Origin of the sequence: Streptomyces sp. LX-29, from assembly GCF_029541745.1 — a bacterium.
Lineage (GTDB): Bacteria > Actinomycetota > Actinomycetes > Streptomycetales > Streptomycetaceae > Streptomyces.
This window is the reverse complement of sequence record NZ_CP089746.1, coordinates 655438-678148: the sequence shown is the minus strand read 5'-3', so window position 1 is coordinate 678148 and position 22711 is coordinate 655438. Positions and strand designations below refer to the sequence as shown.

The following is a 22711-nucleotide window of genomic DNA, read 5'->3' as shown; positions in this document are numbered from 1 at the left end:
TCACGGATAACTACCTTCCTATCCGTGAGGTCTTCCATGGCTGATACCCGTACGTCCACTGAGCCGATCCCCGTCCGCGTCTTCGGCGGCCCGACCGCCCTTGTCGAGTACGGAGGTCTGCGCTTCCTGACCGACCCGACCTTCGACGCGCCCCGCGACTACCGGGTGCCGGGCGGCCAGCTGACCAAGACGGCACCCGCCTCCGCCTCGCCGGCCGACCTCGGTCGCATAGACGTGGTCCTGCTCTCCCACGACGAGCACCCCGACAACCTGGACGACTCCGGCCGGGCGCTGCTCGCCGACGTCCCGCTGACGCTGACCACGCCCGGGGGCGGGCAGCGCCTGGGGGCGGGGGCCAGGGGGCTGGCCGACTGGGAGTCGATCGAGCTGGACCGCCCCGGCGGCGGCACGATCACCGTCACGGGCGTGCCCGCCGTCCACGGGCCCGGCGCCCGTGAGGAGGTCGAACCGATCACCGGTCAGGTCGTCGGATTCGTCCTGACCGGGGAGGGCCTGCCCACGGTCTACGTGAGCGGCGACAACGCCTCGCTCGACGCGGTCAAGGAGACAGCCGAACGGTTCGGCCCGGTGGACACCGCCATCCTGTTCGCCGGCGCTCCTCGGGTCCCCGTCCTCTTCGACGGCGCGCTGATCGTCCTCGACAGCGCGCAGGCCGCCGAGGCCGCCCGGATCCTCGGTGCCCGCCGGGTGGTTCCCGTCCACTACGACAGCTGGACGCATTTCACCGAGGGCCGTGACGAACTGGTCGCCGCCTTCACCGACGCCGGGCTGATCGACCGTCTGGACCTGGGCGACCGGGGCTGACCGCGCGGGCGGGCGTGCCGGGCTGGGCGGCTTCGGGAAATCATTTGGTCGACGGCGGCGGTCTGATGAGAATGAGCCGCATGTCAGAGGCGCATGACCTGGTGAAGCGGCACACCATCCTGTCGGTGGTCGTGGGATCGCGCGCGTTCGGGCTGTCCACGGCCGCCTCGGACGTCGACCGCCGCGGCGTGTACGTCGCCCCCGCGGCCGATTTCTGGCGCATGGCCAAACCGCCCACCCATGTGGAAGGCCCGCTGCCCGAGCAGTTCAGTTGGGAGGTGGAGCGATTCTGCGCACTCGCGCTCTCCGCCAACCCCAACATCCTCGAGGTCCTGCACAGCCCGCTCGTCGAAGAGCGCTCCGCGCTCGGTGTCGAGCTGCGGGACCTCACCCCGGCGTTCCTCTCCCGCCGGGCGCACACGACGTACGCGCGGTACGCCGCTTCCCAGTTCGCCAAGGCGGAGAACCGTCGGGCGCGCGAGGGCGAGCCGCGCTGGAAGCACGTCATGCATATGCTCCGCCTGATGCTCAGCGGTGCCGTGCTGCTGGAGAGCGGCACCGTGCGCATCGACGTCGGCCCGTACCGCGAGCGGCTGCTGGCCGTACGCCGCGGCGAACTGTCCTGGGACGAGGTCCGCGCCTGGCGCGAGGAGCTGTCCACCCGTCTGGAGCGGGCAATGGCCGCGAGCCCCCTCCCGGAACAGCCCGACACCACCCGCGTGGAGAACTGGCTGATCTCGGTCCGCCGTCGTTCCCTGACCGACGGAGGCATCCCCGCCTGACCCGGAGAGGACCGGCGAGCTGAAACCGCTGCTCCACGCGTTCCGGGTCCTGCGGGGACGACCGGAACGAGCGGGTGGTGCGGACGCGCCTACGGGGCGCGGACTGAGTGGGGGACGGCCGGGGGAGTGGTTCTTTCGCTGGGGTTCCCTGGCCTGACCTGCGACAGGGGCGGGTGCGGTGCGTCGGCCGTGAGAAGGGGACGGGCGGGAAGAACCGGGGCGTGGCCTGCTGTACGGGTGAGTGTTGTCCCGTTTCGGAGGGTGCACGTCGATGGAAATGGATCTGATCGTTCGCCGGCCCGACCGGTACGCCCGCACAGGTCGGGCCGGCCGGCATGCCCACGGTGGGGATTCCGGGTCGGTCATGGCTCTCGGCGCCCGCCGCGGGGCGCGCCGTGTCGGTGGCCTGCTGCTGCCCTTGCTGGCCCTGGCGACCGCGGGGCTCATAGCCGCCGGCCCCGCATCCGCCGTGGTCCCCGCCGCCTCCCACCTGCCGAACGCCATACCCGCCACCCCGACCTGCGCGGGCCTGGCCGCGACGATCGTCGGTACGAAGGGTGACGACATCCTCGTGGGCACCGCGGGTGATGACGTGATCGTCGCGCTGGGTGGGAACGACCGCGTCGACGGTCTGGGCGGTAACGACGTCATCTGCGGCGACGCCGGCGACGACAGCCTCTTCGGCAGTGCCGGCGGTGACCGCATATTCGGCGGCGGCGACGGGGACGGCAGCTACGGCGGCCACGGCGGTGACGGCCGTGGTGGCCGCGACGGCCGCGACAGCATCGACGGCGGAGTCGGTAACGACAGCCTCTCCGGCGGCAAAGCCGACGACGCCCTCTTCGGCAGCGACGGTAACGACGTCCTCTCCGGTGACGCCGGCCATGACAGCCTCGACGGCAGCGCCGGCAGCGACGTCCTCTCCGGTGACGCCGGCCATGACAGCCTCAACGGCGGTGACGGCGGCGACACCCTCAACGGCGGTGACGGCGACGACAGCGTCTACGGCGGTGACGGCGGCGACAGCGTCAACGGCGATGACGGCGACGACGACCTCTTCGGCGGTGGTGGCGACGACACCGTCTCGGGCGGCGACGGCGACGACGACCTCTTCGGCAACGCCGGCGACGACGATCTCCTCGGTGAGGCGGGTGACGACGACCTGTTCGGCGGCGAGGGCAACGACGACCTCTTCGGCGGTGACGGCGACGACAGCCTCAACGGCGGCCCCGGCGTCAACGTCAACGACGGAGGCCCCGGCACCAACACCTGCGCCAACCCCGTCACCGGGACCGGCTGCCCTGTCTGACGGCCTCGCGGCCGCCGGAATCAGGAACCCTCGCGCGATCACGAGTAGATTCGTCATATGGGACAGAAAAGAGCGAATCAGTCCAAAAACAAGCACCGTGCCGAGGAACCGGCGCCGACCTCTCCGGAGAGCCTCATGCCAGGTGCCCCGCTGACGCCGTCGACGCCGCGGAAGGCGGGAAAGCCCGAGGACGAGAAGACGAAAGGCGCACCGCCGTCCCCGCCCGCCGGCCCTCCCGGAGGACGTCGCGAGCGCTGATACGCGGTGCGACCGGGGCGCCGTCGTCCGGCCCCGGTTGCTCGGGCGGGCGACGGCGGCCGTGCGCGGGGCCGGACGGTGGCCGTGCGCGGGGCCGGAGGCGGTGACGGCGGTGCCGTGATCGTGGTGTGCCGGTGGTCCGGTGTCGTCAGGCTTCGCGGGCGTATTCGCCGTCCTCTTCGTACTCCTCCTCGTCCTCGTACCGGTCGCCCTGGCCCTCGCTCTCGTCCTCGCTCTCGTCCTCGTCCTCGTCCTCGTCCTCGCCCTCGGCCCACGACTCCTCGTCTTCGGGTGCTTCTTCCTCCTCCTCCCACTCCTCGCCCTCTGCCTCCTCGTCGCCGCGCCCGGTCTCCTGCTCTTCCCCTTCCTCTTCTTCTTCCATCGCCTCTTCGTGGGTGCGGACCACTTCGCCGTCCCGGATCTCTCCTCGCCATCCCTCCGGCTCCTCGTCGGTCAGGCTGACGTAGCGCTGGAAGTGCTTGAAGTCCAGGCGCAGGCGGCGGCCCTGGGCGCGCCAGAGGTTGCCGGTCTTCTCGAAGAACCCGGAGGGGTAGTACTCGACGACGAGGACGATGCGTGTGAGATCCGCGGTGAGCTCATGGAAGCTGACGCAGCCTCGTGTGGATCCCTTACCTCCCTCGGAGGTCCACACGATGCGCTCGTCCGGCACCTGCTCCTGGACGGTGGCCTGCCAACCGCGGGTCGAGGGGCCGACCTTCACCTTCCAGTCGCTGGTGCCCTCGTCGTTCTTGGAGACGCTGCGCACGCCCTTGGTGAAGCTGCTGAACCGCTCGTACTGGGTCCAGTGGTCGTAGGCGAAGCGGACCGGCACCCCGACGTCGAGCACTTCGACGATGTTCGTCACCTTGGGGCTCCCGGACTTACGTCCGCCCCCGCCGCCGAAGGTCTCCTTGGCCTTCTCCACCAGGTTGTCCTTGACGTCCTTCGCCTTCTCGCTCACCAGGGCTTTGAGGGGCGACTCCCCCTGGAGTATCCGGGGTAGGGCCCCACCGGTGTCGGCGATGTCGAAGAGCTGGTCGGTGACGTCCGTGAGCTTGTCTCCGGCGCGTTCCGCGAGGTTCTCCATCTGAGCCCCGAGGTACTTCCCCAACTCCTCGCGCAAAAGGTCGAAGCCCGAGGCTTCCCCGTTGCCAGTGTCGCGTCCTGTCCTGGCCATGGTCTACCTCCGCCGCGCGGTCGTCTTCTTCGCCGGAGCCTTCTTGGCCGTCGTCTTCTTGGCCGTCGCCCGCTTCGCGGTGGTCTTCCGGGGGGCGGTCTTCTTGGCCGAGGCCTTCCGTGCCGTCGTCTTCTTCGCGGCCGCTTTCTCCGCGGTCGTCTTCTTCGCGGCTGTCTTCTTCGCCGTCGCCTTCTTCGCGGTCGTCTTCTTCGCCGGGGCCTTCGCGGCCGCCTTCTTCCCGGCGGTCTTCTTGGCCGGGGCCTTCTTCGCCGCCGCCTTCTCCGCCGGCGCCTTCTTCGCCGGTGCCTTCTTGGCCGGGGCCTTTTTCGCGGTCGTCTTCTTCGCGGTCGTCTTCTTGGCCGGGGCCTTCTTGGCCGGCGGTGGCTTCTTCGCCGCCTTCCGTGGTGCCGACCGCTTTCGCGGGGCCTTCTCTTCGGCGGGCTTCCTCGCGGCCGGGGCCTTCTTGGCGGGCCGACGCCGCTGTCGCCGAGGCTCCTCTTCCTTCTCTTCCTCTTCCTCGGGCTCCTCTTCCTCGGGCTCCTCTTCCCTGGGCTCTTCCTCCTCCTCTTCCTCTTCTTCCTCCTCCTCGGGTTCTTCCTCGGGTTCTTCCTCTCCTCGCTCCTCTTCCTCCGGCTCCTCTTCCTCCTCGTACTCCTCTTCGGGTTCCTCTTCCTCGTACTCCTCTTCCGGCTCCTCGGCTTCCTCGGCTTCCTCGGGTTCCTCTTCTTCCTCCTCGGCTTCCTTTCCTATGCGCTGAGTTCGGTCGCGGAGCACTTCGGCCAGCTCACCCAGCTTGCGGTCGGTGGCCGCCGCCACCGCCTGCCGGCCGGCGTCCATCAGTTCACCGCGCACCTGGTCCTGAAGATCGGCGACCTGCGGCACGTCCTTCAGCTTGCGAAGTCCCTCGGTGAGCAGTTGCTGCGGTTGGAGACCGAACCGACGGCCGGCAATGTACGTCGCCACACTGAACGCGAGCCGTCCCTTTTTCGCGCGGCCGAGCAGGTACCCGCCGGCCACCGCGGCCGCGAGGGCGATCTTGGCTGAGTCGTTCATCGTGGTCCCTTCGGCTGGCTGGGGTCGCGAGAATTTCCGGACAGTGAGCATTTCAAGTCTGTGCCGCCTTCCGCCCGCGCGCATACGCAGGAAGCGATGGACACCGTGCGTCATCGAGCGCATCCATGCGGCTACATATTTCGCCATGTTCCGCGGGTATGTGCCTATGCTGAGAAAGGCAGTGAGGAAAGTCGATCGGAAATTCCTGCCGGTCCGGAGAGAGGAAATGTCGGCAGCCAGGGGAGAACGCGCGGATGACGACAGGCGCGCGTCGACGAGTGGTACCGCCGGACATCGGTCCGGTGGCACCGGGGCACGTGCGCGGCGGGCGGAGCAGCCCGCGCGTCGTGCCGAACGCAGAGTGTCGACGGGCGCGGCCATGCGGGCCGCGATCGCCCAACTGCGGGAGCTGCTCGGACGTTCCCCCGACTCGGTCTCGGCCCTCAAACCCACCGACGAGGGCTGGGAGGCCACCGTGGAGGTCGTCGAGGTGGAGCGCGTTCCCGACACCACCAGCGTGATGGCCAGCTACCGGGTGAGCCTGGACGAGAGCGGGGATCTGGTGGCCTACGAGCGGACCCGGCGCTACACCCGTGGACAGATAGACCGACGCAACTAGCAACGGCAGCCGCCGGCACGGCGGTTGGGCGTCGAAGGGAGACATCATGACCGTGGTGCCGCAAGGCGCAGGCGGCGGCGCGATCCAGGGCGGCGCCACCGGAAGCCTCTACGACATCTTGGATCTGATTCTCGACCGGGGACTCGTCATCGACGTCTTCGCGCGCGTGTCGCTCGTCGGTATCGAGATCCTGAAGATCGATGCCCGGGTCGTGGTGGCCAGCGTGGACACCTATCTCCGGTTCGCGGAGGCGTGCAACCGGCTCGACCTCGAAACCGGCCGCAAGGCGCCGACCCAGCTGACGGACATCGTCGGCGAGGTGACCGAGAGCGGATCCGAGGGCAAGGTCAAGGGCGCGCTGACGGGTGCGGTGGAGTCGGTGGCGGACACCCTGAGCGGCGGCCGGAAGCGCGACAGCGAGGAAGAGGGCGAGGAGGAGAAGGTCAGGAGGCGGGCGAGCCGGGACGACGAAGAGGGCGAAGAGAGGCGGCGGCGCCCCACACGGCGGACCTCGCGCCGCGAGAAGGAGGAGTGAGCCGTGGCCGTCTATGTCTACTCCATCACCGGTGAGGACCATCCGCTGCGTCTCGGCGACCTCAAGGGCGTCGGCGATCCCCCCGGACGCCCGCGCGCCATCAGCGCGGGACAGCTGCGCGCGGTGGTCAGCGACGCCCCCGAGGACCTGCGCCCCAGGAGGCGTGACCTGAGCGCCCACCAGGAGGTGCAGGACCGGCTGATGTCCGACGGCACCATCCTCCCGCTGCGCTTCGGACTCACCGCGCCGGACGACGACGCCGTACGGGCCGCGCTGGAGGAACGGGCTGAGGAGTACGAGACGCGGTTGCGGGAGTTGGACGGGTGCGCCGAGTACCACCTGAGGGTGGCCCAGGACGAGGACGCCCTGCTCCGCGAGATCCTCCAGGACTCGGACGAGGCCCGGGAGCTCAACGAGGCGATCCGCAGCGGAGAGGCCGGCCCGGGCGCGCCCCTGGCGCTCGGCGAACTGGTGGCCCAGGAGGTCGAGGCGCGCCACGGCGCGCTGGCCGCCGGCGTGGTCGAGGCGCTCCGTCCGTTCTCCCGGGACGACGTGTCCTCCTCGCCCACCGGGGACGACCTGCTCTCCATCTCCTTCCTGGTGGAGCGCGACAAGGAAGAGCTGTTCCTCACCGCGCAGTTGAGCCTGGCGAACCAGCTCGGGGACGACTTCTCCCTCCGGCTGCGGGGCCCGCTGCCTCCGTACAGCTTCGTGTGAAGGAGCTCTTGTGGGTGTCATCACTCAGCTTCTCACCCTCCCGCTGGCCCCGGTGCGGGGAGCGGCCTGGGTGATGGGCCGCGTCGTGGACGCGGCGGAGGCGAAGTACTACGACCCCGCACCGGCGGAGGAGGAACTCGCCCGCCTGGAGAAGGCTCTCCTGGCGGGGGAGATCGACGAGGAGACCTTCGAGCGGCGTGAGGACGAACTCCTGAACTGGCTGGAGGAGGTCAGGGCGTACTGGCGAGGGGCGCCGCCCGAGCGGGAGTCGAGGTGGCCGCCGTGACCGAACCCCTCGCCGGCCGGCCCGGCGCCCTCCCGTCCCGGGCCACGCCGCGCTACGGCCAGCCGACCTATGGCCAGGGCAGCTCCGCGAACCTCGCCGACATCCTGGAGCGGGTGCTCGACAAGGGCATCGTCATCGCCGGCGACATCCAGATCAACCTGCTCGACATCGAACTCCTCACCATCAAACTGCGGTTGCTGGTCGCCTCCGTCGACAAGGCGAAGGAGATGGGCATCGACTGGTGGGAGCACGACCCCTCACTGTCCTCCCGCGCCCCCAGAGACGACCACGCGCTGGCCGACGAGAACAAGCGGCTGCGTGCGGAGCTCGACGCGCTGCGGAGGAGCGCCGCGCTTCCGCCGGCGGACGCGGACGTCTCCGCGGCCTCCGCGGTCGAGGCGGACAGGGACGAGGAGGAGACGGCCGTGCCACGGCGGAAGTCCACGGCCCGGGAGCCGGCCTCCAGGAGCGGCGGCGCCTCCGCGGCCGAGCGGACCGCCTCCCCTGCCGAGAGGACCTCCCCGGCCAGGAAGACCGCCTCGCCGCGCAGAACGACGGTGAGTGGCAAGACGGCCTCGGACCGCAGGACGACCTCGACGCGGAAGACCACCGGGCGGACGTCGTCCAGGCCGCGCCGGCGCCCCGGGACGGACGACGGGGACGATGACTGACACCGTCACCTACGCCTACGCCGTGGCCCGAAACGCCGAAGGGCTGAGCGGGGCGCTGACCGGTGTCGAGGGCGTCGTCGGGGCCCCGGTCCGCCTGACGCGGACCCCGGGAGACGACGAACTGGTGGCGGCGGTCAGCCCGGTGCCGGCCCGGGACTTCAGCGAGGAGGCGTTGAAGCGGCACCTGGAGGACCTGGCCTGGCTGGAGGCGGTCGCCCGGGCGCACCACGCGGTGGTCGAGGCGCTGGCCGCCCGGACCTCGGTGCTGCCGTTGCGGCTGGCGACGGTGTACCTCGACGACGTCCGCGTGGCCGAGGTACTCGACGCGGGACGCACGGCCTTCCTGGAGCAGCTGTCCCGGCTGGCCGCGCATGTCGAGTGGGGGGTGAAGGTGTACGTCGATCCGTCGGCGGACGCCGCCGCGACCCCGGAGCCCGAACCCGCGGGCGGCCTCAGCCCCGGCCGCGCCTATCTGCGGGGCCGGAGCGCGCAACGACGCTCGCGCGACGAGAGCTTCCGGGCGGCGCGGCAGGCGGCCGAGCGGGTCGAGGAGGTCGGACGGAGGCACGCCGCCGACCGGACGCGGCACCGCGCCCAGCAGGGCGAGCTGGCCGGCGGCCCGGGCGTGAACGTGGTGAACGACGCCTACCTCGTGGCGCGTGACCGCGCGGAGCGGTTCCGCGCCGAGGTGGCACGGGCGGCCGAGGGGCTCCCCGGCGTCCGGGTCGAGATCACCGGCCCCTGGGCCCCGTACTCGTTCGCCGCGCCGCCGGCCGCGGAGGAGCCCCCCGGCGAGGAACCCCCAGACGAGGAGCCCTCCGGCGAGGAACCCCCAGACGAGGAGCCCTCCGGCGAGGAATCCCCAGACGAGGAGCCCTCCGGCGAGGAACCCCCAGACGAGGAGCCCTCCGGCGAGGAACCCCCGGGCGAGGAGGCGGCTCCGTGAACGGCGCTCCGGAGAACGGCCCTCCGGCGCCGGACCGTGTCGAGCTCGGGACCCCCGCGCCGGTTGCCACCGGGTCCGGGGCCACCAGCCCGCGGCCCGCCGGCCCCGTGGCCTCCGAACCGCTCCCCAACCGCCAGGTGGCCCTGATCGACCTGCTGGACCGGCTGCTCAGCGGTGGTGCCGTGATCACGGGCGATGTGGTGCTCTCCGTGGCCGACATCGATCTGGTACGGATCTCGCTGCGCGCCCTGATCGTCTCCATCGGCCCGAAGACCCCGTCCCCATGGAGCGGAACCGTGTCACCGCGAGGACGCCATGACGGCTGACCGCGACGACCACGGCAACCGCCCGCCCGGCCAGGAGAACGGCAGGGGCCACGCCGCCCAGGACGACGACACGGGCCCGCCCCGCCGGGAGGGCGGCCCCACCGACCCGCTCAGCCCCGGACAGCGGCTGGACGAGGTGGCCGAGGCCGCGGCCCGCGCCTTCCGGCTGCTGCCCGCCGCGCCCCAGGACGTCCCGGCCGCCGGCTCCGACCCGGACCGCGGCCGTGCCCGCCGGATCACCACCGACCCCGACACGGTCGAACGGGACCTGATCAGGCTCGTCCTCACCCTGGTCGAGCTGCTGCGCCAGCTCATGGAGCGCCAGGCCCTCCACCGGGTCGACCAGGGCGACCTGACCGAGGAACAGGAGGAGCGCCTGGGGATGACGCTGATGGTCCTGCACGACCGCATGAGCGACCTGTGCTCCCGCTACGGCCTGACCATGCAGGACCTCAATCTCGACCTCGGCCCCCTGGGGCCCCTGCTGCCGCCCTCCGACTGACCCCGCGCGCACCAGGCGCGGCCGCCTGGCCGACCTTCGGCTCCGCGTCGGTGGAGCTCCGCTTCCGCGGTCGGTGGAAGCCGTGCAGCGCGGCGGTGAACAGCGCACCGCCGAGGAGGAAGTACAGGTCGACGGCGCGCATGGACCACATCGTGTAGGCGGACGGGTCCGGGTCTCCGTACACCTGCTCGAGCGTCAGTCCGCTCACGCCGTTCGTCAGCACACCGGTCGTGCGCAGCAGGTCGTCGATCACCCCGATCCCGCCACGCGCGAGCAGCAGGGCCGCCGCGGTCCACGCCGCCGTGAGCAGCATCCACCGGGGCAGGAGCGGGCGGCCCACCCCGCGGCCCAGTTCCAGGGACACACCGGCCCCGACCAGGCACATCACCGCCACGACCAGGTCGTAGACGAGGAAGCCCCCGGAGACGCCCTGCTCCGAGACGCTACCGTCCCCCAGCCCGAAGCCGCCGCCCAGCGCCCAGTAGACATGGAAGGCGGCGAAGACCGCGGCCCAGATCGCGGCGGCCGCCGCGGCCGCCGCCGGCCTCTTCGGAGGTGTCGATGTGTCCATGACGCCAGTCTTCTGTCGGCGCTCTCTCCGCACATCGACCCGGGGCGGGAACCGCGGATCTCCCACTACCCCGTGCGGAGGAGAGGGTGATCGGCCTCCCGGCTGACCGGTCGACACCCTCGGACGGAGCGGGCGTTCGTCCGGCCGACGACGTCAGGAGCTGGTGAGGATCACGAGTTGCCGGGTCGCACGGGTCATCGCGACATAGCGGTCGACCGCTCCTTCGACCCCCGTGCCGAACGTCTCCGGGTCGATGAGGACGACCAGATCGAACTCGAGCCCCTTCGACAGCTCCGGGGTCAGCGACCGGACGCGGGACGTCGACCGGAAGGTGGGATCGCCGATGACGCAGGCGGTCCCCTCGGCATGCGCCGCGAGCCAGGTGTCCAGGATGGAACTCAGCTCCGAGGTGGATCCGTGGACGACGGGGACGTCGCCGCGGCGGATGGAGGTCGGCACGTTGGCGTCCGGGAGCGCGGCCCGGATGACCGGCTCGGCCTCCGCCATGATCTCTTCCGGCGTCCGGTAGTTGATGCTCAGGGAGGCGAGGTTGATCCGGTCGAGCCCGATCCGCTCAAGCCGTTCCCGCCACGACTCCGTGAACCCGTGCCGGGCCTGGGCGCGGTCACCGACGATGGTGAAGCTCCGGGAGGGGCACCGCAGCAGCAGCATCTGCCACTCCGCGTCGGTCAGTTCCTGAGCCTCGTCCACGACGATGTGCGCGAACGGGCCGCGGAGCAGGTCCGGGTCGGTCGTCGGCAGCTCCGCCTCGTCGACCAGGCTCACCCGGGCGTCCTGGCCGCGCAACATCGTCACCAGGCCCTCCCCGTCGTCACCGTCGGCGCCGGAGTCGGCCGCGGCCTCGATCAGGTTGTCGACGACCTGCGTCATGCGCTCGCGCTGGGCGGCGAGGATCGCCTGGTGCCGGCGCCCGCGACGGGCCGCCTCCGGGTCGCCGAGCCGCTGGCGTGCCGCGTCCAGGAGCGGCAGGTCGGACACCGTCCAGGACTGGGCGTCCGCGCGCTGCAGCTTCCGCACGTCCTCGCGGTCGAGCCACGGAGCGCACAGCCGCAGGTAGGCGGGGACCGACCACAGGTCTCCGACGAGGTCGGCCGCTTCGAGCAGCGGCCACGCCCGGTTGAAGGCCGTCAGCAGCTCCCTGTTCCGCGTCAGCGACCTGCGGAGCAGATCGACCGAGACCTCGCCGTCGTCCGCCGTGGCGTCGTCCTCGTGCTTGTCCACCAGGAGGGTGAGCAGCTCCTCCCAGACCTGGTCGCGCGCCTCGTTGTGCGGAGTACCGGGTTCCGCCGCTGCGAACGCCGTGGCCCAGTCGTCGGCGCTCAGCCGGATGTCGGACCAGTGGGTCGTGACCGTCATCCCCTCGGTGGGCGGCTCCTCGTAGAACCTGACGGCCGTCTCGATCGCCTTCACCAGGTCCGCGGACGACTTCAGCCGGGCCACCTCCGGGTCGGCCTCGATCACCGCCGTGGCTCCCTCGGGGACGAGGTCCCGCAGGGTGCAGGTCCGCACACCCTCCTCTCCGAGGCTGGGGAGGACGTCGGCGACGTAGCCCAGATAGGGCTGGTGCGGACCGACGAACAGCACGCCGCCCCGGCGGTGACCGAGACGAGGGTCGGAGTAGAGGAGGTAGGCGGAGCGGTGCAGGGCGACGACGGTCTTCCCCGTCCCCGGGCCGCCGTCGACCACGAGGGCGCCGCGGGACCCCGCGCGGATGACGGCGTCCTGGTCGGCCTGGATGGTGCCGAGCACATCTCGCATCCGTGGCGACCGGCTGCCGCTCAGGCTGGCGATGAAGGCGGACTGGTCGTCGAGCGCGGCGTGCCCGACGAACCCGTCCGAGGTGAACACCTCGTCCCAGTAGTCGCTGATCCGGCCGCCGGCCCAGCGATACCTGCGGCGGCTCGCCAGGCCCATCGGGTGGGCGTGGGTGGCTCCGAAGAACGGTTCAGCAGCGGGGGAGCGCCAGTCGAGCAGCAGCCGACGACCCGCGCTGTCCGTGAGGCCGAGGCGACCGACGTACACGGGCTCGGGGTGGTCCGCGCCGACCATGCGCCCGAGGCACAGGTCCAGACCGAAGCGACGCAGCGTGCGCAGGCGAGCGGTCAACCGGTGGATCTCCATGTCCCGATCCATCGCCTGCCGGCCTATGCCGCCGGGCGCCCTGCGCGCGGCGTCGAGGCGGTCGGACAGGTCGGCGATCGACTGCTCCAGGCACTCAGCGATGGCCGCGAAGTGCCGCTCGTCGCCGTCGATCAGCGTGGGGTCGGCCTTGGGGGAGAGGCGGTCGGAAAGATCGAAAACGCTGGTGGTCAGGGAGTTCACGTCAACAGCTCCGAATCTACGGCGAATACGGCGGTCGCTGGGGAGGTTCCGGCTCAGCGGGCCATGTCGAGGAGCAGCCTCGCGGCCACCGCCGCCCCGTCGGTCCGGATCGTGCCGGCCACGGCGCGCGCTCGTGCGCCGGCCTCGGGGGCCAGGGCCGTCCCGAGGGCGGCCGACAGGGAGTCGAAGGTCGGGGTCGGACCGTCGTGCGCCGCGCCGATGCCCAGGTCGGCCACCCGGCCGGCCCAGTACGGCTGGTCCGTCGCCTGGGGCACCACCACCTGAGGCACCCCGGCCCGGGTGGCCGTGGTCGTGGTGCCCGCGCCGCCGTGGTGCACGACGGCGGCCACCCGGCCGAACAGCGCCTGCTGGTTGACCTCGCCGACGACGAAGCAGTCGTGCCGGCCGTCGGTCAGGGCCAGGTCGGCCCAGCCGCGGGCCACCACCGCGCGGCGGCCCCGCGCGCGGACCGCCTCGACGGCCACCTGGGCGATGTCCGTGGACGCGTGCATGGGCATGCTGCCGAAGCCCACGTACACCGGTGGCGCGCCGGCCTCCAGGAACGCCACCAGCTCGGCCGGGAGCGGGCGTTCGTCGGGCAGGATCCACGCGCCGGTCTGGACGACGTCGAGGTCCGGCGTCTTCCGCCACGGGTCCAGGACCGGGTCCGTCGCCAGCCACGGTCGGTCGCCGATGACGTGGTCGCGGACGGAGTCCACCGGCGGCAGGCCGATCGACTCCCGGTTCGTGTTGAGCGCCTCGCCGAACAGCGCGTCGACGCTCCGGGCGTCCAGGTCCCACAGCACCCGGTTGTCGGTCACCCCCGGCGGGAACGGCCGGCCCGGATAGGCCAGCGGCGGGTGGTGCGGCGACGGCAAGGTGAGCTGCTGGAAGGTCACGGACACGGAGCGGACGCCCAGGCTCTCGGCCACCGACCGCGCTCCGGCCGCGGCGGGCATCATGCCGGTCGCCACCACCACGTCGCAGCCCTCGGCCGCCGCGGTGACCGCGTCGAACTGACCGGCGATCAACTCGGCCGCGCGTCGCGGCAGGGATGACGGCGACGGCGCCGCCTTCGTCAGCGCGCGTGCCGACGGGCCGACCGCCACCAGCGGTACGCCGACACCGGCCAACCGCCGCGCGAAGTCCTCGTCCGGCGGCGCGCACACCCGTACCTCCGCGCCGAGTTCCCGCAACCGCACCGCGAGTCCGACCAGAGGTTCGACGTCCCCACGCGACCCATACGTCGACAACACCACACGCACTGAGCGACTCCCGATTTCCGCAGATCCTGGCTTTGGCCGGCAATTCTGCGGGACGACGGGGGCCTTGCGGCAAGCCCCCCGTCGTGCTATATGTTTAACATGGCGAGGAGTGGGGAATCCCTCGCCTTTCGTCATTCTCAGACCTCGTCACCCTCAGGCCCGACTGATCCGCTGGCCGTTGGGGCGATGGCGCTGTGGGCCGGTCCGCTTGGCCCGATCCGCTAGCCCGATCCACTAGAGCGGGTGGTACGGGGGGCGAGGCGCCGGGTGCAGCAGGTTCGCGTCCACCGAGGCGAGGTCGGGGCGGCCGCTGAGCGCCATGGCCGTCTCCAGCTCGGCGCGCAGGATCGACAGCACCTCGCGCGCGCCTTCGGCCCCCGAGACGGCCAGGCCCCACAGCACGGGCCGCCCCACCAGCACCGCGCGGGCACCCAGCGCCAGGGCGACCAGCACATCCGAGCCGCGGCGGACGCCCCCGTCGACCAGGACCTCACAGCGTCCCGCGACGGCGGCGACCACCTCGGGCAGCGCGTCGAGTGGGGTGACCGAGCCGTCCAGTTGGCGACCGCCGTGGTTGGACACCACGATCGCGGCCACCCCGAGCTCCGCGGCGCGCGCCGCGTCCTCGGCGGTCAGCACGCCCTTCAGAACGATCGGCAACCGGGTCAGCGAACTCAGCCAGGCCAGATCGTCCCAGGTGAGGGCGGGGTCGACGCGCTGCGCCACCCGCTCGCCCAGCTCGGCCGAAGGGTGTTCGGACGGGGCCTGGGGGAAGTTGGCCGCCGCCAGACCCGGGGGCAGCGCGAAGGCGTTGCGCAGGTCCCGCACCCGGCGCCCCTGGACCGGGGCGTCCACGGTGACCACGAGCGCCCGGTACCCGGCCGCCTCGGCCCGCCTGACCAGGTCCTCGCTGGTGGCCCGGTCCCGGAAGACGTACAGCTGCAGCCACAGCGGTCCCCGCGCCACCCGGGCGATGTCCTCGAGCCGCGCGGTCGCGTACGTACTGACCACCATCAGCGCGCCCACCTCTCCCGCGGCGCGGGCACAGGCCAGCTCCCCCTCGGGTGAGACCAGCCCCTGAAAGCCGGTCGGGGCGACGCCGACGGGCAGGGCGACCGGGCAGCCGAGCAGCGTGGTGCGCGGATCGCAGTGGGAGACGTCGACGAGGACGCGCGGGCGGAGCCGGTAGCGACGGTACCCGGCCTCGTTCTCGCGCAGGGTCGTCTCGTCGCCGCTGCCGCCGTCGACGTAGTCCCATGCCGAGGGCTCGACCAGCGGCCGCGCCGCCACGCGGTAGTCGTCCAGCGTGACCAGGCTCCGGCCGCGGGGGCCGGGAGACCGGTCCACGCTCCCGGCACCGGGGGCGAAAGACTCGTCCTCGTCCACAGACACGGCGATCAGCCCACCAGGCCCGACGCCCGGAGGGCAAGCCGGCTTTCGGACAGCCACGGCTCGGGCGGCGAGCGGGCCGGTGGAGCGCCGAGAGTCGCCGGTCCGGCGCCGGTGCCGCCTTGAGCCCGTGGAGCCGCCTTCACGCCCGTGGTGACCCCCTGCCATCGATCACTAGCATCCCGGCCATGGCGATGTTCGTGCACATGACGTCGGCGGCGAACGCGCCGCGCGTCCGGCGGTCCGGGATCCGCGCGGCCGGTAGCGGGCAGGACGGCGCGCGCGGCGTGTACTGCTTCCCGGTGCTGCCGTCGTACACCCTCACCCACCAATGGGTGCGTGAGCTGGCCCGGTTCGGCAGCCGGGGCGGGCTCGTGGGCGTCCACGTACGACTGGACGACGCCCAGCCCGTGCTGGTGGGGCACTACAGGGACCGCGCGCGGGGCGCCCAGGCCGCGGTTTCGGCGGCGGAGGCGGTGCGACGGGTCGCGGCGCTGGAGGACCCGCGCGGGTGGGAGGTGTTCGTGCCTCGGGCGATCCGGCCGCGTGAGGTGCACCGGGTCCGCACCGTGTCGCAGGTCGCGGGCTGGCGCTATCTGCCGGACGCGCACGGAACGCGCCCCTGCACCTGCTTCGGGTGCCGGGTGCGCGGCGGCTACGGGGCGCGGCGCCTGCGCGAGCGGTTGCCGCATCCGCTGGACGGTCCGCCGCCACCCGCCAGGGTGCTGCTCGCCAGGGTCGCGGCGGCCGGCGACCCCGGCGACGCCGCCGTGCTGCGGGAGGCGTTGCACTGGTTCGGGATGCGTCGACGGGGCCCGCTCGCCCCGTTGCGCCGGCTCGCCGCCCACCCGGACCCGACGGTGCGCGAGCAACTGGTCTGGGCGGTCGTCGGCTGGTCCACTCCCGGGGTCGGCGAGCTGCTGGACGATCTCGCCGACGATCCGCACCCGGACGTCCGGGAGGCGGCGGAGGACGCCCGGGAATCGCGGTGACCCCTGCCCGCCGTTCCTCCTCATCGGCCGGGCGGGCGCCGCGCTCAGCGCCGTCCTGTGTCCGGCTCGCCGCGGTGGTCGGCGGACTCCGGGGTGCCGGACGCCGCGCGGGTGGTGGCCGTCGGCCGCGGTCCGGACCATGGTGGTGTGGACGAGGATCCGATGGGTGGCGGGGCCGAGCCGGTGGACGTGCTCGAGGAGGCGCCGACGGCCCGCACGGCGGTCGCGTGGCTGCCGCCGCGGGAGCTCTGGCCGGCGATCCAGGACATCCGGTGGGAGCACGATCCGCAGGTACGGCGGTGGCCCCCGCATGTGAACCTGCTGTTCGGCTTCGTGCCGGAGGAGGAGTTCGCGCGGGCCGTGCCCCTGCTCGCCGCCGGGGCGGCGGAGAGCGCGGCGTTCCCGGTACGCCTGTCCGGCGTGCGGTACTTCCGGCACCGGCATGACGCGACGGTGTGGCTCGATCCGGCCGCGGCGGGCCTGGCCCCGTGGACCCGTCTGCACCGGGCCCTGGGGCTGCGGTTCCCGCTCTGCCACGGGCGTGGCGGCCACTTCACCCCCCATCTGTCCCTCGGCCGCACCCGGGACCCACGGCGTCTGGCCGCCGAGTGCGCCGCCCGGCTCGGCGCGCTGTCGGCCGTGGTCCAGGACGTGGTCCTCCTCTCCCGGCGCGGCGAGGAGCCCATGCGAGCCCGGGGAGTGATCACACTGGGCACGGGCGAGGTCCGTCGACCGCCGGATCCCTAGCGATGGGGCCGCGGGCTCCGGCGGTCGCGCCGGGTGGACGCGCCGTCGAAAGTGGTGCGTCACCGGGCTGGCCGGGTAGGAGGCCGATCGGCAGGGAGAGGGCCGATCGGCCTCTGGGGCCGTGGCGCCGGACGCGGAAACCTGGAGTCGTGCGGCGACGGCGGCGGTCGTGGCCGTCACACCGGAGCGGTAGGGATCTGGAGGAGGAGACATCCCATGACACGTCCCATCATCGTGGGTCTGGACGGATCGCCCGAGAGCCGGGCGGCCGCCGATTGGGCGGGCCGGGAGGCGCGCCGGCGCGAGGCGCCGGTGCGCCTGGTGTACGCGTGGACGAGGCCGCCCCAGCCGACCGGCGGGCCCCGGGCGGACGGCGCGGACGAGGCGGGCGACGAGCCGGCGCGGGGCCTCCTGGAGGAGACCCAGGCAGATCTGACGAGCCATCACCCTGGGGTGGCGGTCTCCACCGAGCGGATCTCGCAGGAGCCGGTGCCCGCCCTCGTGGCACGGAGTGAGGGCGCGGAGATGGTGGTGCTCGGCTCCCGGGGGCACGGCGCCGCGCTCGGATTCCTGCTCGGCTCCGTCGGGCTGCGGGTGCTCGCACAGGCCAAGGCGCCGGTCGTGCTGGTGCGCAGCCCGAGCGACGCCGCGGGCGCGCCGGACCCGGAGGAGGTGGTGGTCGGTGTCCAGGACACGGCGGAGTCGGCCGGGCCGGTGCTGGAGTTCGCCTTCGCCACGGCGGCGGCGCGGCGGGCGCCGCTGCGCGCGGTGCGGGCCTGGAGCCTGCCGCCGGTGTTCGCCTACAGCCCGCAGTCCCTGCGGCTCCTCGACGAGGCCGGCGGCCTCGAACCGTATGAGCGTGGCGCACTCGCGGAAGCGGTCCGGCCGTGGCGGGAGAAGTTCCCCGACGTCGCCGTCACCGAGCATGTGGAGATCGGCAGCGCGGCGGAGGTCCTGCTGGGCTCGGCCGCCCGCGCCGGGCTGCTGGTGGTCGGCCGGGCCACGCATCGCCCCCCGCTCGTTCCGTATGTCGGCCACGTCGCCCACGCCGCCCTCCATCACGCGCGCTGCCCCGTCGCCGTCGTCCCGCACGGCTGACGCGCTGGAGCCGCCCGCCGCGTCACGGGGCCGCCCGATGTCGCGGAAGGCCCGGCTCGTCGACGGCCGTCGCGGTTCGGCCGTCCTGATGTCGGCCGTGTCGGTGTCGGCCGTCCCGGTGTCGGCGGTCCCGGTGTCGGCGGTCCCGGTGTCGGCCGTCCGGGTGTCGGCCGTCCCGGTGTCCGCCCTCCCGACACATGCCGGGACGGCGGACACCGGGTTCCGTATCCCGGGTCCGCCGCCCGTGGCGGTCGGTGCGCCGACCTCAGCCCTTGGCCGCCTCCGGCGTCGGCTCGGTGACGGGAGCCGGCAGTTCACGCAGCCGGCTCACCGGAGACAGCAGGAGGACGATCACCACCGCGGCGGAACCCCACGCCGCCACCGTGAGCGCGCCCTCGGCTCCGATCCGTCCGGACAGCAGGCCGGCGAAGAGCCCGCCGAGCGCGCTCCCGCCGAAGAGCAGGGTGCGGAAGACGGCGGTCATCCGGCCCATCATCGACTGCGGGGTGCTGGTCTGGCGCAGGCTGACGATGATGACTCCCGCGACGCCGAGTCCCAGGTAGGTGACGAAGAAGGACAGCACGCACATCCCCACCATCACCGGTCGGGGGCCCGTGGCCGCCACGATCAGCAGCGGGCCGAGCAGCAGCGCCGACTGGGCCACGAGATAGACCCGGCCGAGCCGGAAGCGTCGGATGATCCGCCGGGAGAGCACCGCGCCGATCAGGCCGCCCACGGAGGCGACCGCGAAGATCGTGCCGAGGGTGGTGGAGGCGAAGTGCAGATCGCGGGTGCCGTACAGCAGGAACATGGTCCAGACGGTGATCATGGAGAAGTTGCAGCAGAACCCGATCAGCGCGAGCGAGCGCAGCACGGGGTTCTTCCACACCCAGCGCAGACCGTCGCGAAGCTCGACCGACAGCCTCCGACGCTCGGCTGGTGGCTCCGGCCGGGGTTCGGGGGTGCGGATGAGCAGCAGCGAGACGACCGACACCAGGTAGGAGAAGGCGTCCACGATCAGCGCCACGGGCGCGGTGACCGCGCTGACCAGGGCGCCGGCCAGTCCCGGGCCGGCCACGTCGGCGGCCGAGGAGCTGACGCTCATCTTGGCGCTGGCCTCCACATAGTGCTTCGGCTCGCGCACCAGGGTGGGTACGTAGGACATCCAGCTGACGTCGAACAGCACCGTGGCCACCCCGACGGCACAGGCGATGACCAGCAGCGACCCCATGCTGAGGGCGTCCAGCCAGTACAGCACCGGCACGAGGGTGAGCAGCACCAGGCGGGCGAGGTTGGCGCCGAGCATCACCCGTCGCCTGCGGGCCCGGTCGACCCACACCCCGAACACCAGGGCCAGTCCGAGGAACGGCACCAGTTGCAGGAAGCGCAGGACGCCGACCTGCTCGTCGGTGGCGTCGAAGGCGCTGATCGCGGTCAGCGGCAGCGCCAGGTTCGTCACCTGCGAGCCCAGCAGGGACAGGGTCTCGCCGAGCCAGAACCGGCGGAAGTCGCGGTTGCGCCACAGGCTGTCCCGCGTGGCGTCGTGCGGTTCGACGACCGGGGTCGTCGTGGGGTCCGCGGTGGGTGGTCCGGCCACCGCGGACGCGCCGGGTCCCGGGTCCCCGGCGTGGCGTCGCGTGATCGTCATCGCACCGCCTGCCGGGTGCCCGGAGAGCGCCGCACCAGCTCCGCGACGGCGTCGGCGACCCGGTCCACCTCGTCCTCGGTGTTGTAGTAGTGCGGCGACAGCCGCAGGCACCAGTCCACGTCCTTGTCGCCGAAGTCGTACTGGGCGAACTCCCGGAAGCTCAGGGCGGAGTTGATACCGAAGGCGTCCACGGCCGCCTTGAACTCCTGAGGCCGCCAGCCCTCGACGGCGAAGGTGACCAGCGCCGCGAGGCGGGGGCCCCGGTCGAGGAGCCGCACGCCGGGCACGGTCTGGAGCCGGTCGCGGAGTCGCCGCGCGAGCGCCGGGGTGCGGTGCGCGATGGCGTCGATGCCCACCGCCCGGGCGTAGCGGACCGCCGCCGCGCAGCCGAGCACGGTGGCGTACGGGAACTCCCACTCCTCGAAACGGGCCGCGGACGCGACGGGTTGGTACCGGTCGGGTGCCGTCCACCGCGCGCCGTGCATGTCGATGAACAGCGGTTCGTAGCCGGCCTGCAGCACCCGGTCGGAGACGTAGAGGAAGCCCGAGGCGCGGGGGCCGCGGAGGAACTTCCGGCAGGTCGCGGTGAGCATGTCGCAGCCGATCTCGTCGACGTCGAGGGGGAGTTGGCCCACCGACTGACAGGCGTCGACGAGGTAGAGCAGATCCAGCTCGCGGCAGTGCCGGCCTATCTCGGAGATCGGCTGGATGAGGCCGGAGTTGGTGGGCACATGGGTCGCGGTCACCAGGCGCGGCTGGAGTGACCGCATGAGGGCCGCCATGGCGGCCACGTCCACGCCGCCCTCCGGCGCGTCCGGCGCGTGCACGATGCGCACCCCGAACCGCTTACGCAGCGACAGGAAGGCGATCTGGTTGGAGATGAAGTCGTCGCGGGTGGTGAGGATGGTGTCGCCGGCCTCGAAGGGAATCGCGGACAGGGCGTTGGCATAGGCGTGGGTGGCGCTGCCGGCGAAGGCGATGTTGTCCGGCGTGGTGTTGATCAGCGCGGCGATCTCCGTGTAGAAGGCGCGCACCTGCTCGGCCTGGGCGGCCGCGGCCTCGTAACCGCCGATCCGGGCCTCCAGGTTCAGGTGGTCCAGCACGGTGTCGAGGACGGGACGGGCCATCAGCCCGCAGCCGGCGTTGTTGAAGTGCACGACGTGCTCACACCCGGGGGTGTCGGCGCGAAGGTCGGTGAGGTTCCGGTGAAGTGCTTCCCCGATGAACTCAGTAGCGCTATTCTCATTCTTCATGTCTGACAGTAGCACTTCCGTGGAACTGACGAACAGTCTGCGCGCGCTCCTCGATCGGCTCTCGCCCGGTGACCGGCTGCCGAGCAGCCGGGAGTTGGTCCAGCAGTACCGGGTCAGCCCGGTGACGGTGGCGCGCGCGATCGCCGTGCTGGCCGCGGAGGGCGCCGTGGTGACCCGTCCGGGCAGCGGCACCTACGTGGCGCCGCGCGCCCGGCCGGAGAACGATGTCGTCGACACCGCCTGGCAGACCGTCGCGCTCACCGACCGCGCGGTCGACACCCAGCCGATCGCGGAGAGCCCCAGCCCCCTGCCCGAGGGGGCGATCCGACTGGACGGCGGCTATGTGCACGCGTCGCTGCAGCCGACCCGCGCCCTGAGCGCCGCGCTCGCGCGGGCGGCGCGACGCCCGGACGCCTGGGACCGCGCCCCGGCCGGCGGCCTGCCGGCGCTGCGGGCGGTGTTCGCCGGAATCGCCGGCGGCGGCGCGACGCCGGACGACGTGCTCATCACGGCGGGCGGACAGAGCGCCCTGTCGATCGCGTTCCGAGCCATCGCCGCGCCGGGCAGCCCGGTCCTGGTGGAGTCACCCGGCTACCCGGGCGCGCTCGCCGCCGCACGGGCCGCGGGACTGCGCCCGGTGCCGGTGCCGCTCGACGCCGACGGGCTGCGTCCGGACCTGCTGGCCGACGCGTTCGCGATGACCGGCGCCCGGCTGCTGTACTGCCAGCCCACCTTCCACAACCCGACCGGCACCGTGCTGGCGCCCGAACGCCGCCGTCAGGTGCTGGACGTGGCCCGGGCCTCGGGCGCCTTCGTGATCGAGGACGACTTCGCCCGGCACCTGGGACACGGCGGCCCCGTGCCGCGCCCGCTGATGGCCGACGACCGCGACGGCGCGGTGGTCTACCTGACCTCGCTCACCAAGCCCGCGGCCCCCAGCCTGCGGATCGGGGCGCTGGTGGCCCGTGGACCGGTGATGGAACGGATGCGTGCGATCCGGCTGGTCGACGACTTCTTCGTCTCGCGGCCACTCCAGGAAGCGGCGTTGGAGATGCTCAGCTCCCCTTCGTGGGAGCGGCATGTCCGCACCCTCGGCGCGGCGCTGCGGGAGCGGTGCGGACGACTGGCCGCCGCGCTGACCCGCGAGATCCCCGGTGCCTCCCTCACCCCGCCCACGGGCGGGCTGCACCTGTGGCTCCGGCTCCCGGCCGGCTGGGACGACTCGGCGCTCGCCGACGCCGCCCGGAACCACGGCGTCGCCGTCAGCGCCGGTCTCCGCTACCACGCCACCGAGCCCCCCGCGGCACACCTGCGGCTCTCCTTCGCGGCCACCCCCGACCACGCCGAACTGACCGAGGGCGCACGCCGCCTGGGGGAGGTGCTGCGCGGGCGGTAGGCG

22 protein-coding genes and 1 pseudogene are annotated in these 22711 nt (G+C 72.7%); 15 read left to right on the top strand and 8 right to left on the bottom strand.

What is annotated here, in order from left to right; all coding sequences use genetic code 11:
- Positions 1 to 36 precede the first annotated feature (36 nt).
- The 3 genes from LRS74_RS03045 (at position 37) to LRS74_RS03035 (ending at position 2916) form a co-directional block, all read left to right on the top strand.
- On the top strand, positions 37 to 825 hold the full coding sequence (locus LRS74_RS03045; protein ID WP_277744569.1) for an MBL fold metallo-hydrolase: 789 nt from the start codon (positions 37 to 39) through the stop codon (positions 823 to 825).
- Between the two features lie 80 nt (positions 826 to 905).
- A complete protein-coding gene (locus LRS74_RS03040) occupies positions 906 to 1607 on the top strand; it encodes a nucleotidyltransferase domain-containing protein (protein ID WP_277739513.1) in 702 nt (233 codons plus the stop codon).
- Between the two features lie 364 nt (positions 1608 to 1971).
- Complete coding sequence (locus LRS74_RS03035; protein ID WP_277739512.1) at positions 1972 to 2916, top strand: calcium-binding protein; 945 nt, start codon at positions 1972 to 1974, stop codon at positions 2914 to 2916.
- Positions 2917 to 3322: 406 nt separating this feature from the next.
- Here LRS74_RS03035 and LRS74_RS03030 read toward each other — a convergent pair whose 3' ends face one another.
- Both LRS74_RS03030 and LRS74_RS03025 read right to left on the bottom strand, forming a co-directional pair.
- A complete protein-coding gene (locus LRS74_RS03030) occupies positions 3323 to 4351 on the bottom strand; it encodes an SRPBCC family protein (protein ID WP_277739511.1) in 1029 nt (342 codons plus the stop codon).
- Positions 4352 to 4354: 3 nt separating this feature from the next.
- Positions 4355 to 5404 (bottom strand): histone protein, encoded by a 1050-nt coding sequence (locus LRS74_RS03025; RefSeq protein WP_277739510.1) that lies wholly within the window; start codon positions 5402 to 5404, stop codon positions 4355 to 4357.
- 226 nt (positions 5405 to 5630) lie between these two features.
- Here LRS74_RS03025 and LRS74_RS03020 point away from each other — a divergent pair, with 226 nt between their 5' ends.
- From LRS74_RS03020 to LRS74_RS02985, 8 genes and pseudogenes are all read left to right on the top strand, one after another.
- Complete coding sequence (locus tag LRS74_RS03020; protein ID WP_277739509.1) at positions 5631 to 6023, top strand: gas vesicle protein; 393 nt, start codon at positions 5631 to 5633, stop codon at positions 6021 to 6023.
- A gap of 46 nt (positions 6024 to 6069) precedes the next feature.
- Positions 6070 to 6558: a gas vesicle protein GvpJ gene (gvpJ, locus tag LRS74_RS03015; protein ID WP_277739508.1), complete on the top strand. Its 489-nt coding sequence runs from the start codon at positions 6070 to 6072 to the stop codon at positions 6556 to 6558.
- Positions 6559 to 6561: 3 nt separating this feature from the next.
- Positions 6562 to 7275 carry a GvpL/GvpF family gas vesicle protein gene (locus LRS74_RS03010; RefSeq protein ID WP_277739507.1) on the top strand — a complete coding sequence of 238 codons (714 nt, stop codon included), beginning with the start codon at positions 6562 to 6564 and terminating at the stop codon, positions 7273 to 7275.
- Positions 7276 to 7285: 10 nt separating this feature from the next.
- Entirely contained in the window at positions 7286 to 7561 is a 276-nt protein-coding gene (locus tag LRS74_RS03005) for a gas vesicle protein GvpG (RefSeq protein ID WP_277739506.1), read from the top strand.
- Positions 7558 to 7902 (top strand): annotated as a pseudogene (locus LRS74_RS03000) (gas vesicle protein); the annotation flags it as partial. The gene LRS74_RS03005 and the pseudogene LRS74_RS03000, both read left to right, overlap by 4 nt.
- A gap of 322 nt (positions 7903 to 8224) precedes the next feature.
- Positions 8225 to 9178, top strand: coding sequence for a GvpL/GvpF family gas vesicle protein (locus LRS74_RS02995; RefSeq protein ID WP_277739505.1), 954 nt, complete (start codon positions 8225 to 8227; stop codon positions 9176 to 9178).
- Between the two features lie 107 nt (positions 9179 to 9285).
- Entirely contained in the window at positions 9286 to 9504 is a 219-nt protein-coding gene (locus LRS74_RS02990; protein ID WP_277744568.1) for a gas vesicle protein, read from the top strand.
- Entirely contained in the window at positions 9494 to 10006 is a 513-nt protein-coding gene (locus tag LRS74_RS02985) for a gas vesicle protein K (protein ID WP_277739504.1), read from the top strand. Before LRS74_RS02990 ends, LRS74_RS02985 begins: the two co-directional genes overlap by 11 nt.
- Here the strand turns inward: LRS74_RS02985 and LRS74_RS02980 are convergent.
- The 4 genes from LRS74_RS02980 to LRS74_RS02965 all read right to left on the bottom strand — a co-directional run bounded on the left by LRS74_RS02980 (position 9957) and on the right by LRS74_RS02965 (position 15577).
- Positions 9957 to 10577 (bottom strand): DUF3995 domain-containing protein, encoded by a 621-nt coding sequence (locus LRS74_RS02980; RefSeq protein ID WP_277739503.1) that lies wholly within the window; start codon positions 10575 to 10577, stop codon positions 9957 to 9959. The genes LRS74_RS02985 and LRS74_RS02980 overlap by 50 nt on opposite strands.
- Before the next feature lie 153 nt (positions 10578 to 10730).
- Positions 10731 to 12920, bottom strand: coding sequence for an RNA polymerase recycling motor ATPase HelR (helR, locus tag LRS74_RS02975; protein ID WP_277739502.1), 2190 nt, complete (start codon positions 12918 to 12920; stop codon positions 10731 to 10733).
- A gap of 53 nt (positions 12921 to 12973) precedes the next feature.
- The gene (locus tag LRS74_RS02970; protein WP_277744567.1) at positions 12974 to 14179 is read right to left on the bottom strand and encodes a glycosyltransferase; all 1206 of its coding nucleotides are present in this window, start codon (positions 14177 to 14179) and stop codon (positions 12974 to 12976) included.
- Positions 14180 to 14419: 240 nt separating this feature from the next.
- Positions 14420 to 15577, bottom strand: coding sequence for an alpha-hydroxy acid oxidase (locus tag LRS74_RS02965; RefSeq protein WP_277739501.1), 1158 nt, complete (start codon positions 15575 to 15577; stop codon positions 14420 to 14422).
- 185 nt (positions 15578 to 15762) lie between these two features.
- Here LRS74_RS02965 and LRS74_RS02960 point away from each other — a divergent pair, with 185 nt between their 5' ends.
- The 3 genes from LRS74_RS02960 (at position 15763) to LRS74_RS02950 (ending at position 18411) form a co-directional block, all read left to right on the top strand.
- The gene (locus LRS74_RS02960) at positions 15763 to 16566 is read left to right on the top strand and encodes a HEAT repeat domain-containing protein (protein ID WP_277739500.1); all 804 of its coding nucleotides are present in this window, start codon (positions 15763 to 15765) and stop codon (positions 16564 to 16566) included.
- Positions 16567 to 16713: 147 nt separating this feature from the next.
- Complete coding sequence (locus LRS74_RS02955) at positions 16714 to 17313, top strand: 2'-5' RNA ligase family protein (protein WP_277739499.1); 600 nt, start codon at positions 16714 to 16716, stop codon at positions 17311 to 17313.
- A 216-nt stretch (positions 17314 to 17529) separates the two neighbouring features.
- Positions 17530 to 18411 (top strand): universal stress protein, encoded by an 882-nt coding sequence (locus LRS74_RS02950; RefSeq protein WP_277739498.1) that lies wholly within the window; start codon positions 17530 to 17532, stop codon positions 18409 to 18411.
- Positions 18412 to 18676: 265 nt separating this feature from the next.
- On the opposite strand, the gene LRS74_RS02945 is transcribed toward LRS74_RS02950, so the two are convergent.
- Both LRS74_RS02945 and LRS74_RS02940 read right to left on the bottom strand, forming a co-directional pair.
- On the bottom strand, positions 18677 to 20059 hold the full coding sequence (locus tag LRS74_RS02945) for an MFS transporter (protein WP_277739497.1): 1383 nt from the start codon (positions 20057 to 20059) through the stop codon (positions 18677 to 18679).
- Complete coding sequence (locus LRS74_RS02940; RefSeq protein WP_277739496.1) at positions 20056 to 21312, bottom strand: aminotransferase class V-fold PLP-dependent enzyme; 1257 nt, start codon at positions 21310 to 21312, stop codon at positions 20056 to 20058. The genes LRS74_RS02945 and LRS74_RS02940 overlap by 4 nt, the downstream gene beginning before the upstream one ends.
- On the opposite strand from LRS74_RS02940, the gene LRS74_RS02935 reads away from it, so the two are divergent.
- Positions 21311 to 22708: a PLP-dependent aminotransferase family protein gene (locus tag LRS74_RS02935; protein WP_277739495.1), complete on the top strand. Its 1398-nt coding sequence runs from the start codon at positions 21311 to 21313 to the stop codon at positions 22706 to 22708. The two genes, LRS74_RS02940 and LRS74_RS02935, sit on opposite strands and share 2 nt — an antisense overlap.
- The last annotated feature ends 3 nt before the right edge of the window (positions 22709 to 22711 follow it).

What these genes read in the sequence shown, in the direction of transcription:
- LRS74_RS03045 (WP_277744569.1), top strand. Translation starts at nt 37, where the DNA reads ATGGCTGATACCCGTACGTCCACTGAGCCGATCCCCGTCCGCGTCTTC.
- LRS74_RS03040 (WP_277739513.1), top strand. Translation starts at nt 906, where the DNA reads ATGTCAGAGGCGCATGACCTGGTGAAGCGGCACACCATCCTGTCGGTG.
- LRS74_RS03035 (WP_277739512.1), top strand. Translation starts at nt 1,972, where the DNA reads ATGGCTCTCGGCGCCCGCCGCGGGGCGCGCCGTGTCGGTGGCCTGCTG.
- LRS74_RS03030 (WP_277739511.1), bottom strand. Translation starts at nt 4,351, where the DNA reads ATGGCCAGGACAGGACGCGACACTGGCAACGGGGAAGCCTCGGGCTTC.
- LRS74_RS03025 (WP_277739510.1), bottom strand. Translation starts at nt 5,404, where the DNA reads ATGAACGACTCAGCCAAGATCGCCCTCGCGGCCGCGGTGGCCGGCGGG.
- LRS74_RS03020 (WP_277739509.1), top strand. Translation starts at nt 5,631, where the DNA reads ATGTCGGCAGCCAGGGGAGAACGCGCGGATGACGACAGGCGCGCGTCG.
- gvpJ (WP_277739508.1), top strand. Translation starts at nt 6,070, where the DNA reads ATGACCGTGGTGCCGCAAGGCGCAGGCGGCGGCGCGATCCAGGGCGGC.
- LRS74_RS02995 (WP_277739505.1), top strand. Translation starts at nt 8,225, where the DNA reads ATGACTGACACCGTCACCTACGCCTACGCCGTGGCCCGAAACGCCGAA.
- LRS74_RS02985 (WP_277739504.1), top strand. Translation starts at nt 9,494, where the DNA reads ATGACGGCTGACCGCGACGACCACGGCAACCGCCCGCCCGGCCAGGAG.
- LRS74_RS02980 (WP_277739503.1), bottom strand. Translation starts at nt 10,577, where the DNA reads ATGGACACATCGACACCTCCGAAGAGGCCGGCGGCGGCCGCGGCGGCC.
- LRS74_RS02960 (WP_277739500.1), top strand. Translation starts at nt 15,763, where the DNA reads ATGGCGATGTTCGTGCACATGACGTCGGCGGCGAACGCGCCGCGCGTC.
- LRS74_RS02950 (WP_277739498.1), top strand. Translation starts at nt 17,530, where the DNA reads ATGACACGTCCCATCATCGTGGGTCTGGACGGATCGCCCGAGAGCCGG.
- LRS74_RS02945 (WP_277739497.1), bottom strand. Translation starts at nt 20,059, where the DNA reads ATGACGATCACGCGACGCCACGCCGGGGACCCGGGACCCGGCGCGTCC.
- LRS74_RS02935 (WP_277739495.1), top strand. Translation starts at nt 21,311, where the DNA reads ATGTCTGACAGTAGCACTTCCGTGGAACTGACGAACAGTCTGCGCGCG.
- LRS74_RS02940 (WP_277739496.1), bottom strand. Translation starts at nt 21,312, where the DNA reads ATGAAGAATGAGAATAGCGCTACTGAGTTCATCGGGGAAGCACTTCAC.